The organism is Photobacterium sp. GB-1, from assembly GCF_003026165.1.
Classification (GTDB): domain Bacteria; phylum Pseudomonadota; class Gammaproteobacteria; order Enterobacterales; family Vibrionaceae; genus Photobacterium.
On record NZ_PYOB01000017.1, the window covers coordinates 73,795 to 84,533 of the forward strand.

A 10,739-nucleotide genomic window follows, 5' to 3' on the forward strand; every position below is an offset into this window, starting at 1 on the left:
ATGGAAAAGAGCAATCATTTACTATTCATTAGCTTATTTATGTTAACGAGCTGTAGTGCTAATGCCTATACATCTACAACGTTCACTAGTGGTGGTTTAGATTATGAAGTTATTGCGAGTGAACAAACTGCATTTAGTGCGACTCACTCTCAAGACAATAAAGTCACTAAAGGCGTAAAAGTTCAAAATGAAGACCTAAATATTAACGGGCTAGTGTCAGGTAGTATTATTTTAAAAACAATATTTTCTGATGCACTACCATTCGATGAGCCAGATATGTCTAAAAAACGTCTTGGTGGTGGTATTTGGATAATTCAGTATCCTGAAGGCACTGATTTAAGTAAAAAATTAAATTGGTTACAACAGCAGGATGGTGTTAAAAAAGCTGAAATAGAAGTAGTAAATAATCTTTTAAAACCTAATTGATTGTTTGAGGGCATAGAAGCGCGAGTAAATTATTAAAGTTGATTAAAACCTAGCCTGTTGAGCGGTTTTTTTAATTAAACAGTTTACAGAAAGTAATAATCTACGTATTATCTGCGCCATTGGAGAGATGGCTGAGTGGTTGAAAGCACCGGTCTTGAAAACCGGCATACGTTTATAGCGTATCTAGGGTTCAAATCCCTATCTCTCCGCCATATTCTAGAAGTTCGATTTTATCGGGTTTCATAAAGAATTGGAGCGGTAGTTCAGTTGGTTAGAATACCGGCCTGTCACGCCGGGGGTCGCGGGTTCGAGTCCCGTCCGCTCCGCCAATACAACGAAGCCTCGTCAGTAATGACGGGGCTTTTTTGTATCTAAAGTTTAATCTGTTGTTGGTATGTCTTGATGCACCTAGCCGAGGTTGAGAGTCCCGCTGGAATGCTAGCCCAGCCGTTCCGCCAACACAACGAAGCCCCGTCAGTAATGACGGGGCTTTTTGTATATAAAATCTATATTGTTATTGAAATGTGATGGCTTCTTTGTGCAGAAAGCCTGCTATTCACACTGTAAATCAATAGTATAGTAAAAGCCAAACAACGACCTGTTTGGCTTTAGAGACTGGTTTATTCGCCGTTATATTGTAATTCTAACGCTTGAGCGGTTTGGTAGCCTTGATGCTTTTGTAGCTGCTCTGCGTAACGTTGAATATTTGGAAACGCAGCTAATACGCCATAGTTACCAAGGATTTCAGTAATAAATGACATCATGAAATCGGCACCGGTTAAACGCTCTTCTACAAGATAAGTTTTATCCACTAACCGTTGATCAAAATATTGCATTACTTTCTGAGTTTCCATGTCAGCATAATCACCAAGGAAATTCATTTTTGCACCATCTTTGGTGACAAACATCTTTAAAAGTAACGGTAAAATGGCTGAACTTTCGGCAAAATGCAGCCATTGAATATAATCAATATAGGCTTGAGTGCCACGTTCAGGCATAAATTTACCGTTACCGTAAGTTTCAATTAAATATTCTGTGATAGCGCCTGATTCGGTAATGATCATTCCGTTATCTTCCAATACCGGTGATTTACCTAGTGGATGAACACTTTTAAGTTCTGGTGGCGCAAGAAATGTGACCTTGTCTCGGCAATAAGGTTGAATTTTATATTCAACACCTAGCTCTTCAAGTAGCCAGATAATACGCTTTGAACGAGATTGATTAAGATGGTGCAATATGATCATGATAAGTCCTTTTTAGGTTTAGTTAGCTAACTTTAACTACAACTTTGCCGAAGTTTTTACCTTCAAGTAAGCCAATAAAAGCGTGTGGAGCTTGCTCTAGGCCTTCGACTCTATCTTCACGGTAATGAATTTTTCCTTCAGCAAGCCATTGCGACATTTGTTGTGCAAATTCGTCATAACGGTGAGCATAATCGTCAAAGATAATGAAACCTTGCATCTTGATACGCTTAACCAGTAGTTGTCCCATTAACATATTCATACGATCTGGGCCGTCTGGAAGCGATGTTGCATTGTATTGAGAGATCAAGCCACAAAGCGGAATGCGTGCGCCTGTATTCAGTAGAGGAAGCACTGCATCAAAGACTTTACCGCCAACATTTTCATAATAAATATCAATGCCATCGGTACATGCATCTGCTAATTGTTGAGCAAAGTCAGCAGCATGGTGATCAATACATTCATCAAATCCTAATGTCTCTTTTGCGTATTGGCATTTTTCGTTACCACCTGCGATACCAACAACACGACAGCCTTTTATCTTACCAATTTGACCAACCATAGAGCCTACTGCGCCAGTTGCAGCAGCAACAACGATAGTGTCACCTTGCTTTGGTTGACCGATATCGAGTAGCCCCATGTATGCGGTAAAGCCTGGCATACCCATTACTCCTAATGCATAGGATGGGTGACTGGGATTCATTCCTAACTTTATTAATCCTTCACCATTTGAAACGGCATAATCTTGCCAACCAGAATACGCTAATACCCATTCACCCACTTGATAGTCAGGGTGGTGAGAAGCGGTTACTTGGCATACCGTGCCACCGACCATCACTTCATTAATACCGACAGGCTCAGCATAGGATTTTTTATCACTCATACGCCCACGCATATAAGGGTCGAGTGAGAGATAAACGGCTTTAAGTAGTAACTCGCCTTGTTGCGGGCTTGGGATCGTTGTTTCTGTTAAATGAAAATTTTCAGGGGTTGGTGCGCCTACAGGACGAGAGGCTAATAGTAGTTGGCGATTAGTGGCTGTCATTGCTGATTTCCTTTTTTTCAATTAGACCAGTCGTCTAGTTGGTAATTCAAAAAATCCCGCCTTATCGCATCGCTAATGTGCTGATAGGCGGGCGTTGTCTTATCAATACTGCGGTTTATCGATATTACGTGTCTTGTCGATAATTATTTTGGGAGCAGTAGTGCTTGTGTTGTTGTTAATGCTTGCTGTAATCCTGATAAATCGTGACTCAGTTTGTTGAGTAAACTTGCTCCAAGCCATAAATTATAAAGAGTTTGGGCGGTTACATGGCTGTCGCAGTTAGCGATTGAGCCATCTTTTATTCCTCTTTCTATTGTATTAGCGATTAAAGCGACAACACTATCTGCTCCTTGCTTTAATGCTTCTCGCATAGGCTCGGAGAGATCGGATACTTCTGCGCTGAGCTTTACCACCAAACATTTATTGGCATTACAGATGCCGTTTTCAACTTTGATCCATAGCTTGAAATACTCATTGAGTTGTTCAAAGCCTGTGCCTTGCTCGCTTTTTAATACCTGAGCGACACGTTGTAAATAATGATGAAAATAAGAGTGGATCAATGCTTCACCAAATTGCTCTTTAGATTTGAAATAATGGTAAAAAGAGCCTTTAGGTACTTCTGCCGCACTTAATAATTGTGATAAACCAACACTCGTAAATCCTTTCGTGACCACTAGCTGGTAACCAACATTAAGAATGTGCTGCCGTGTATCAATTGTTTTTTCGTTCATGAAGTCACTATAGAATAAATTAGACCAGTCGTCTAGTGCTTGGGTTTGAATGATTTTACTATAAATTAGCTTAAGAGTAATGATTTGATGTTTGATGCTCTATTTTTAAGTTAGCTCTGCTAAGACTGGCCACCCACTTACTGTGGGGGGATTTGTTTTATTGTGTGTAAAACAAGATTATGAAACTATAACGATCTTCAAGTAGAACGCTTTTCTGCTTATTTTATTGGTTAAAAAGGTTAAGTGATGGATTTTCAAAATTACTACGAGATCATTATAGAAGTACTGGTTGATAATTTTGATTTAGACGATGGCGAATACTATGGCGAGGTCATCTTAACGGATGAGCTTTATCAAACAAGCTGCGATATCGCTAAACAGTTTGATGTTGGTTTTAATGACGAACATACCGCACTGGCTGTACTTGAAATGTCTAAGCAAGCAGGTGTAGAGCCAAATACATTCTCAGTATCATCAGCCGCTGTTGGTTGTGTTGTTGATTACTTAGAAGATAACTTTGTTGTCGAATTCGATGATGAAGAGTTTGACGAAGAGTAATGCTCGTCGCATAAAGAAATATAACTATTGAAGCCGACATGATGTCGGCTTTTGATTATCAGAGGCGATGATATGCATCTCAAGACATTAGAATCAATATTAACGACAGAGCTTGAGCTGTTAAATAGTGCAGATGCAGCGCATGATAAAGCGCATGTTTTACGTGTGGTGAAAGTAGCAAAACAGCTTGCTAAGCAAGAGCAAGCACGATTAAACATTACTCTTGCTGCGGCCTATTTACATGACTGTGTTGCCGTTACTAAAAATGACCCTCGAAGAAAACAAGCTTCAACACTTGCAGCTAATAAAGCGATCGAGTTTTTATCTGACAAAAAGTTACTCGTTGACCATCATGATGAGATTCATCATGCGATTGTGGCGCATAGCTTTAGTGCTGATATTAAACCGTTAACATTGGAAGCAAAAATTGTTCAAGATGCTGATAGATTAGATGCACTTGGCGCGATAGGTTTAACACGGTGTATTCAGGTTGGCACATCTTTAGGTCGACCATTGTATGCTCTTGACGATCCTTTTTGTCAAAACCGACAACCTGATGACACGAGTTACACCCTAGATCACTTTTATATTAAGTTACTTGGTTTAGCTGACACCATGCAAACAGATGCTGCGAAGATTGAAGCGGTTAAACGGATCGAGTTTATGAAAAGTTATCTTCGACAGTTAGAGTCAGAGATAGGGTGAGATAGTATAAAGAATAAGCATTTATGCTGTGTTTGATTTTGCTGAAAGAGTAAATAGTAAGATAACGCTGTAATAGTAACCACTTAATTTAGATGGGTATTTACATCTACATATTATCTCCGTATTATTCGCGCCATGGAGAGATGGCTGAGTGGTTGAAAGCACCGGTCTTGAAAACCGGCATACGTTTATAGCGTATCTAGGGTTCAAATCCCTATCTCTCCGCCATATTTTAAGCCTCGTCAGCAATGACGGGGCTTTTTTGTATCTGAAATTTAAACTGTGAGTTCGCTTCTTTAGCATTGAGTATATTGACTAATAAAATCAGCTTGCGCCATTGCCATAATTGAAGCTGTTAAACGTAGAGCTGCGTTGATTGCATCATCCGATTCATTCAATGATCGTAATAATTCAACATGTCCATCTAGACAACTATAACCTTGGTTTACCATACATGCCGCAATGCAAGCATAGTAGTAAGCAGTTTCATCATCGATATCTAAACTATGTAATGGTTTGAGCTCTAACGCATTAGTTTGTTTGATATTGGATAAATGTAAGTTTTGAATTGCCATATAGTAGTTATTTGTCATGGCCATACGCATGACAGCGTGATTAATATCGGCGAATTGTAAGCTATTAATATCACCGACTTGCTGTTTGATACGTTGTAGCACGGTACTATTTTGTGTCGCGAGTGCTGCTGCATAAGCAATATATTGAATTCGGTTATTCGCAAGTAGCGATTGTCGAGAAATGAGTGAGTGAAGTAAATCAGAATGATCAAAAGTAGTGTCAGTTGGCATAGCAATGCTTCCTTTTACGCTAACAAAATGTGCAAAATAACTGCACGAATGCATTTAATGATATTCCCTTCATTCAGTGACGCAATTGCCAGTTATGCAGCATTACTGTGTAGAAATGATCAGAATAGTTGATGAATAACGTTGGGATAGGTAAGTGATTTAGAGAAGTAGAGGCTTTTGTCTCTTTATTACGCAGTCAAACGGCTACTGATTTACATAACTAAAAATAGCGAGTAGTATTTGCGGCATGGAGAGATGGCTGAGTGGTTGAAAGCACCGGTCTTGAAAACCGGCATACGTTTATAGCGTATCTAGGGTTCAAATCCCTATCTCTCCGCCACATTTTAAACCTCGCCAGAAATGACGAGGTTTTTTTATGTCAACATAGAATTGATGATTATCAATAATCCCCGAAGAGTGATCAAACAAGCTTCAAGAGTCGTAAGATATTTGGCCTAAAAGATTATTGCTGTTTGAATGAAATCGTGTTATTGCAAGTTTATATTTATTTTTAGAAAAGAGTTGTAGCAGAATGCTATAAAATAGAACCATAAACACACTTATTTTATTTTTTTAAGTTATATTTGAAAATAAAATATCTAAATCATAATTTTCTCGTGCTAGTGAACGTTTTAAACTACTTAAGGATTTTATTTGAAGTTGACGTATACGTTCTCTTGTTAGTCCAACAGCATCGGCAACTTCTTGTAATGTATGCGGTTCGTAGCCCATCAGGCCATAACGACGACAGATGATCTCCTTATCTCTTGCATTCATTCTATTTAGTATCAAGTTCGTGATTTTTACCATGTCATCATTATCGACCTCTGCACTCGGTGATGTTATTTGTTCATCCGCCACTAAATAAGCAATGGTGTGTGATTGTTCAGTATCACCAATGGTTTGATCGAGTGAAATAACATTGACTTCATTAGAGAATAAGGCTGATATTTCTTTACTTTCTTTATTGAGTGCTTGCGCAATATCTTCGTGAGTAGGTTCATTATTATTTCGCTTCATTAGCTCACGATGAGTACGAATTAATGTGTTGATTTCTTTAGAAATATGGACTGGTAAACGTATAGTTCTGTTTTGATTGTGAATAGCACGTTCGATGGTTTGTTTAATCCACCATGAAGCATAAGTAGAGAAACGAAACCCTTTTTCTGGATCGAATTTTTCAACGGCAGTCATTAAACCAATGTTACCTTCATCGATAAGATCACTTAATGAGAGATTAGAAGCACGATATTTTTTTGCAATGCTAACGACAAGCCTTAAATTAGATTCAATAAGAATTTTTTTTGAAGCAAGATCGCCAGTTAAAGACTTACGGCTATATTGAATTTCATCATCTTTATTAAGTAAAGGTTTATTTGAAATATCATTAAGATATAGGCGTATTACATCCACTTCAAAACTTGTCGTTTCCATTTTATTCATCCTTAATAAATAAATGCAGGGGTGCAATCAATCCGTGAACACCTTGTTGATTATATAAATATAAATATAAATGTTAATAAAAAGCAAACATTAATTGTAACATTTATGTAATATTCATGTATATTCTGTTGGGTGTGGTAAATTTATAAATTTATTGGCTTCATATCTAAATTAAACAATCAATAAACGTAATGTTATTTTTACACTGCTCTTTTTTTGTTGTTTATATATCGTGTTGGTATATATCGTTGTACTATATAAAAAATATATATGAGTTTGTAAATATGTCATCATTAGTTAAAAACGTGTCTCTATCAATCGCACTGTTATCTTCTTTATGTTTTTCTTATGCTAATGCAGCTGAGATATCTGGTAATTCGATTGTGGTTCAATCCTGTATTGATAACCAAAATTTTGATGAGCAAGGCTTGATTCATTGCTATCAACAAGCTGAAGCAACAGCAAAAGATCAAGTTTATAATTTATCAAGTCAAGGTGAGCATTATAAAAGTGCTATCGATAGCCAATGTCAAAAGTTACAAGTAAAACTTAATACAGATACAACAATGATTAAATCTGACAAAGAAGCTAAAATAGCGGCTTGTTATGCTAATGGCTGGTCTCGTGCACGTGATACAGTGTTAAATGAAAAATACTAGTCGAATGGTTGGGGATTATGCGACATTTATCTGACTATCAACAACAGATAGACGTGATTGTTCAAGAGCATTCAGGAAGTCTTGAACAATCACTAGAATCATTACAGCGATTGCTAGATGCTATCGCTGATGATAGGGCATTAACAGATAGTCAATTAAAACAGGATTAAGTTGCTTTAAGAATAAACGGATGAAGATACAATGATCATCCGTTTTTATTTGGTTTTAGATAGTTGCAAAATAGAATTGTATAACAAAACTGTTGATGGGTTATTTTTATTATCTTGAGGACACACGAGATAATAAGTTGGCATTTTATCATTAATGTAAGTGATGTTGAGTCGTTCAACCAAGGTGCCATCATTAAGTTGCTTTTGGACTAAGATTCTATTTACAAAAGCGACGCCTAAACCGTTACAAGCCGCCTCTATGGCTTGAATTGAGTTTTGGAAAAAAACTTTATTCTGATTTCTGTTCGGTTTGATCTTCATGTTATGTAAAACAAGATCCCATTGAATTAGACGATTAGTCGTTTCTATCAATGTGATTTCACTGAGTAGTTGCTCTGTGAGTTTTACTTTAGATGAAGGAATATAATCAGGAGTGCAGACTGCAACCATCTTTTCTTTAAATAAGACATCATATTCATGTTGCTCTGGTGGCTTTAATCCATATCGAATCGCAATGTCTATATTCTCTTTGCCAAAATCGAGCGTTTCTAATGTATCAATAAAATTGAGCGAGATCCCTTGCTGAGATAACTGTCGAATATTAATGAGTGGCAAAAGCCATTTATTTAATAACGCAGGTGGTATCGCAACGGTTAACTTTTGATTTTTTTTAGAGATACCGAGATCGGCCGTTGCTTGTTCTAGTTCATTTAAAATTATTGTTGTTCGACTAAAGTAACGAAGACCTGCATTAGTGAGAGTAATACTGCGGTTATGTCGCTGAAATAATTTTTGTTCTATAAAATCTTCAAGTGTGCTTATTTGATGACTAACAGCCCCTGGCGTTACATATAATTCTTCTGCGGCTAGTTTAAAGCTTTGTAGTCTTGCAGCGGCTTCAAAATAGACAATGGCTTTTATTGGTGGGATGACCCGCATTGGTATACCTTCAAGTTATTTTTTCTAAGTTCACAAAATATTATTATCGATTTGTAGTATTTATTTTTTGTGCATATAATTCAAAACGAACAAAAAGTGTTTGGCAGTATACCAATTTAGAATAACATTATGCTGTTAAATCGTTATTAATCTATAATGATGAGTACTAACAATGAAGATCAAACAAGTAGTAGCAGCTGTACTTCTAGCAGTTCCTGCATTTATGTCGCAAGCGATGGTGCTAACGAGCCACGATATTACTAATGATAAAACATTACAAAATCAGCAACTGTTTAACCAATGGGGTTGTACAGGCAAGAATGTATCACCACAATTAACATGGAAAGATGTTCCTGCTGGAACAAAAAGCTTCGCTGTTACGATGTATGATCCTGATGCACCAACAGGTAGTGGTTGGTGGCATTGGAGTGTTATTAACATTCCTGCTGATGTACATAGTTTAGCTGCGGGCGCGGGTGCTGTTGGCGGTAAAGAATTACCAAAAGGCGCAAGTATGGTAACGAATGATTTTGGCTTTAAAGGTTTTGGTGGTGCATGTCCTCCGCCAAACTCAAAACCGCATAATTATGAAATTACAGTGTATGCATTAAATACGGCGAATATTAAATTACCAGAGAATGCATCACCAGCATTAGCAGGCTATAACATTCTTGCTCATGTTATTGGTAAAGCTGTGCTTGTTGCGCCAACGAATGCACGTTAATTGAAATTAGATGAAAAAGCCACTTACCTAAACTATCAATCGTTTTTGTAAGTGGCTTTTTGTTAAGTATTTTTTCATTTACGACGTTCTTACAGGTAATGTTGCCGTGATATATATTTAATCTATTACGTAGATGTTTATCTGTGAGAAGTGCTTGTTTATAATCTTTATATGCTAATGCAAGAATATAAGGCAGTGTTGCGTTATTTAAAGCAATGGCACCTGGCATATTGGCAATACAATAATGTAAGTGGGATCATCATGTGTTGTTGGGTGTGATGTTTCTACACAGCCACTTTGGTCAATAGCAACATCTACAATAGCAGTTCTAGGCTTCATTTTTCTATCATTGTTTTTGTGAACAGTTTAGGTGCTGCTACGCCTGCAATAAGACCCCTCCAATAACAAGATCAGCTCTTATTACATGATCTTCTATAGTTGCACTCGTTGCATATTTTGTATTGATTTCACCATCAAATTGTATACTCCCAAGCAATATGAAAATAACCTGCGATTACATGGGGTTAGTTTCTTAGAATGTAAAGTCGTGAAAGAATTTGCAACTTAAGCTCACTTAGACATAACAGTATCTATGTGCCTCCATATCATTATAACGTAACATTCTGAGTTCATTTGCCTTTTGTATTATTATAAATATCTATTGCTGTTATTAGAGTGGTACTAGAGATCAATAATAAAATGAGCAACACAGAAAGATAAGTAGAGGAGAGGCGTTAACGGTGAATATAAGGAATGAGTAAAAGTCGCTATTTACTAGCGACTTTTTTACTTAATGTCACGAAATTAAATTTCGAACTCAGAAAGTTGTGCGCCATTATCTAGCAGTTGTTGCAGTGCTTTTGGAGTACGGCCTTGGCCTGTCCATGTTTTTTCTTCGCCGTTTTCATCTGTAAACTTATATTTAGCAGGGCGAGCAGCACGTTTTTTCTTTGCTTTAGGTGCATCACCTAAAAGGGCAACAAGCTCTTCGGCAGTAATACCTTCAGCTTCAAGCATGTCTCGGTATTTTTGAAGCTTAGCTTCTTGCTCTTTGTTTATAGCATTCGCTGCTTCTTCTTCCTCACGTCGTTCTTCAACAACTTGAGTGAATTTTTGTAGGCCTTCTTGAAGATCTGCAACTGACATTTCACGTGCTTGTGCACGCAATGAACGTAGGTTTAAAAGAATATCAATCATGTAATTTGATTCTGAAATAAAAAGAAGTATTAGATCCTATTGTACTTAAGTTTTTAAATAAGGCACGAAAAATAAAGCGATATATTTGAAACTAA

At 37.2% G+C, this 10,739-nt stretch carries 13 protein-coding genes, 4 tRNA genes and 1 pseudogene; 10 read left to right on the forward strand and 8 right to left on the reverse strand.

Features of this window, described 5'->3' with window-relative positions; all coding sequences use genetic code 11:
- The 3 genes from C9J45_RS15445 to C9J45_RS15455 all read left to right on the forward strand — a co-directional run bounded on the left by C9J45_RS15445 (position 1) and on the right by C9J45_RS15455 (position 755).
- Positions 1–426, forward strand: a complete 426-nt coding sequence (locus C9J45_RS15445) for a hypothetical protein (protein WP_107287363.1) — start codon at positions 1–3, stop codon at positions 424–426.
- Between the two features lie 121 nt (positions 427–547).
- Positions 548–638, forward strand: a tRNA-Ser gene (locus tag C9J45_RS15450).
- A gap of 40 nt (positions 639–678) precedes the next feature.
- Positions 679–755 (forward strand) — tRNA-Asp (locus C9J45_RS15455).
- A 291-nt stretch (positions 756–1,046) separates the two neighbouring features.
- Here the strand turns inward: C9J45_RS15455 and C9J45_RS15460 are convergent.
- From C9J45_RS15460 to C9J45_RS15470, 3 genes are all read right to left on the reverse strand, one after another.
- A complete protein-coding gene (locus tag C9J45_RS15460) occupies positions 1,047–1,670 on the reverse strand; it encodes a glutathione S-transferase family protein (protein ID WP_107207027.1) in 624 nt (207 codons plus the stop codon).
- Positions 1,671–1,692: 22 nt separating this feature from the next.
- Positions 1,693–2,712 (reverse strand): NADP-dependent oxidoreductase, encoded by a 1,020-nt coding sequence (locus C9J45_RS15465; RefSeq protein WP_107246854.1) that lies wholly within the window; start codon positions 2,710–2,712, stop codon positions 1,693–1,695.
- A 143-nt stretch (positions 2,713–2,855) separates the two neighbouring features.
- The gene (locus tag C9J45_RS15470; protein ID WP_107292744.1) at positions 2,856–3,443 is read right to left on the reverse strand and encodes a TetR/AcrR family transcriptional regulator; all 588 of its coding nucleotides are present in this window, start codon (positions 3,441–3,443) and stop codon (positions 2,856–2,858) included.
- 246 nt (positions 3,444–3,689) lie between these two features.
- On the opposite strand from C9J45_RS15470, the gene C9J45_RS15475 reads away from it, so the two are divergent.
- The 3 genes from C9J45_RS15475 to C9J45_RS15485 all read left to right on the forward strand — a co-directional run bounded on the left by C9J45_RS15475 (position 3,690) and on the right by C9J45_RS15485 (position 4,934).
- Positions 3,690–4,001, forward strand: coding sequence for a hypothetical protein (locus C9J45_RS15475; RefSeq protein ID WP_107207024.1), 312 nt, complete (start codon positions 3,690–3,692; stop codon positions 3,999–4,001).
- Between the two features lie 72 nt (positions 4,002–4,073).
- Complete coding sequence (locus C9J45_RS15480) at positions 4,074–4,706, forward strand: HD domain-containing protein (protein ID WP_107292745.1); 633 nt, start codon at positions 4,074–4,076, stop codon at positions 4,704–4,706.
- Between the two features lie 137 nt (positions 4,707–4,843).
- Positions 4,844–4,934 (forward strand) — tRNA-Ser (locus C9J45_RS15485).
- A gap of 68 nt (positions 4,935–5,002) precedes the next feature.
- On the opposite strand, the gene C9J45_RS15490 is transcribed toward C9J45_RS15485, so the two are convergent.
- The gene (locus C9J45_RS15490; protein WP_107207022.1) at positions 5,003–5,512 is read right to left on the reverse strand and encodes a hypothetical protein; all 510 of its coding nucleotides are present in this window, start codon (positions 5,510–5,512) and stop codon (positions 5,003–5,005) included.
- A gap of 249 nt (positions 5,513–5,761) precedes the next feature.
- Between C9J45_RS15490 and C9J45_RS15495 the strand changes: the two genes are divergently transcribed.
- Positions 5,762–5,852: transfer RNA gene (locus C9J45_RS15495), tRNA-Ser, on the forward strand.
- 233 nt (positions 5,853–6,085) lie between these two features.
- On the opposite strand, the gene rpoS is transcribed toward C9J45_RS15495, so the two are convergent.
- Positions 6,086–6,946, reverse strand: a complete 861-nt coding sequence (rpoS, locus tag C9J45_RS15500) for an RNA polymerase sigma factor RpoS (RefSeq protein WP_107207021.1) — start codon at positions 6,944–6,946, stop codon at positions 6,086–6,088.
- 293 nt (positions 6,947–7,239) lie between these two features.
- Here rpoS and C9J45_RS15505 point away from each other — a divergent pair, with 293 nt between their 5' ends.
- Together C9J45_RS15505 and C9J45_RS21565 are read left to right on the forward strand one after the other, a co-directional pair.
- The gene (locus C9J45_RS15505) at positions 7,240–7,614 is read left to right on the forward strand and encodes a hypothetical protein (protein ID WP_107207020.1); all 375 of its coding nucleotides are present in this window, start codon (positions 7,240–7,242) and stop codon (positions 7,612–7,614) included.
- Positions 7,615–7,631: 17 nt separating this feature from the next.
- Positions 7,632–7,784 carry a hypothetical protein gene (locus C9J45_RS21565; protein ID WP_158259278.1) on the forward strand — a complete coding sequence of 51 codons (153 nt, stop codon included), beginning with the start codon at positions 7,632–7,634 and terminating at the stop codon, positions 7,782–7,784.
- 45 nt (positions 7,785–7,829) lie between these two features.
- On the opposite strand, the gene C9J45_RS15510 is transcribed toward C9J45_RS21565, so the two are convergent.
- The gene (locus C9J45_RS15510; RefSeq protein WP_107292746.1) at positions 7,830–8,723 is read right to left on the reverse strand and encodes a LysR substrate-binding domain-containing protein; all 894 of its coding nucleotides are present in this window, start codon (positions 8,721–8,723) and stop codon (positions 7,830–7,832) included.
- 172 nt (positions 8,724–8,895) lie between these two features.
- Between C9J45_RS15510 and C9J45_RS15515 the strand changes: the two genes are divergently transcribed.
- Positions 8,896–9,447, forward strand: a complete 552-nt coding sequence (locus C9J45_RS15515) for a YbhB/YbcL family Raf kinase inhibitor-like protein (RefSeq protein WP_107207018.1) — start codon at positions 8,896–8,898, stop codon at positions 9,445–9,447.
- 82 nt (positions 9,448–9,529) lie between these two features.
- Here the strand turns inward: C9J45_RS15515 and C9J45_RS15520 are convergent.
- Both C9J45_RS15520 and C9J45_RS15525 read right to left on the reverse strand, forming a co-directional pair.
- A pseudogene (locus tag C9J45_RS15520) lies at positions 9,530–9,928 on the reverse strand (alanine dehydrogenase); the annotation flags it as partial.
- A 323-nt stretch (positions 9,929–10,251) separates the two neighbouring features.
- Complete coding sequence (locus C9J45_RS15525) at positions 10,252–10,644, reverse strand: H-NS family nucleoid-associated regulatory protein (RefSeq protein WP_107207017.1); 393 nt, start codon at positions 10,642–10,644, stop codon at positions 10,252–10,254.
- Positions 10,645–10,739: the final 95 nt, after the last annotated feature.

What these genes read in the sequence shown, in the direction of transcription:
- C9J45_RS15445 (WP_107287363.1), top strand. Translation starts at nt 1, where the DNA reads ATGGAAAAGAGCAATCATTTACTATTCATTAGCTTATTTATGTTAACG.
- C9J45_RS15460 (WP_107207027.1), bottom strand. Translation starts at nt 1,670, where the DNA reads ATGATCATATTGCACCATCTTAATCAATCTCGTTCAAAGCGTATTATC.
- C9J45_RS15465 (WP_107246854.1), bottom strand. Translation starts at nt 2,712, where the DNA reads ATGACAGCCACTAATCGCCAACTACTATTAGCCTCTCGTCCTGTAGGC.
- C9J45_RS15470 (WP_107292744.1), bottom strand. Translation starts at nt 3,443, where the DNA reads ATGAACGAAAAAACAATTGATACACGGCAGCACATTCTTAATGTTGGT.
- C9J45_RS15475 (WP_107207024.1), top strand. Translation starts at nt 3,690, where the DNA reads ATGGATTTTCAAAATTACTACGAGATCATTATAGAAGTACTGGTTGAT.
- C9J45_RS15480 (WP_107292745.1), top strand. Translation starts at nt 4,074, where the DNA reads ATGCATCTCAAGACATTAGAATCAATATTAACGACAGAGCTTGAGCTG.
- C9J45_RS15490 (WP_107207022.1), bottom strand. Translation starts at nt 5,512, where the DNA reads ATGCCAACTGACACTACTTTTGATCATTCTGATTTACTTCACTCACTC.
- rpoS (WP_107207021.1), bottom strand. Translation starts at nt 6,946, where the DNA reads ATGGAAACGACAAGTTTTGAAGTGGATGTAATACGCCTATATCTTAAT.
- C9J45_RS15505 (WP_107207020.1), top strand. Translation starts at nt 7,240, where the DNA reads ATGTCATCATTAGTTAAAAACGTGTCTCTATCAATCGCACTGTTATCT.
- C9J45_RS21565 (WP_158259278.1), top strand. Translation starts at nt 7,632, where the DNA reads ATGCGACATTTATCTGACTATCAACAACAGATAGACGTGATTGTTCAA.
- C9J45_RS15510 (WP_107292746.1), bottom strand. Translation starts at nt 8,723, where the DNA reads ATGCGGGTCATCCCACCAATAAAAGCCATTGTCTATTTTGAAGCCGCT.
- C9J45_RS15515 (WP_107207018.1), top strand. Translation starts at nt 8,896, where the DNA reads ATGAAGATCAAACAAGTAGTAGCAGCTGTACTTCTAGCAGTTCCTGCA.
- C9J45_RS15525 (WP_107207017.1), bottom strand. Translation starts at nt 10,644, where the DNA reads ATGATTGATATTCTTTTAAACCTACGTTCATTGCGTGCACAAGCACGT.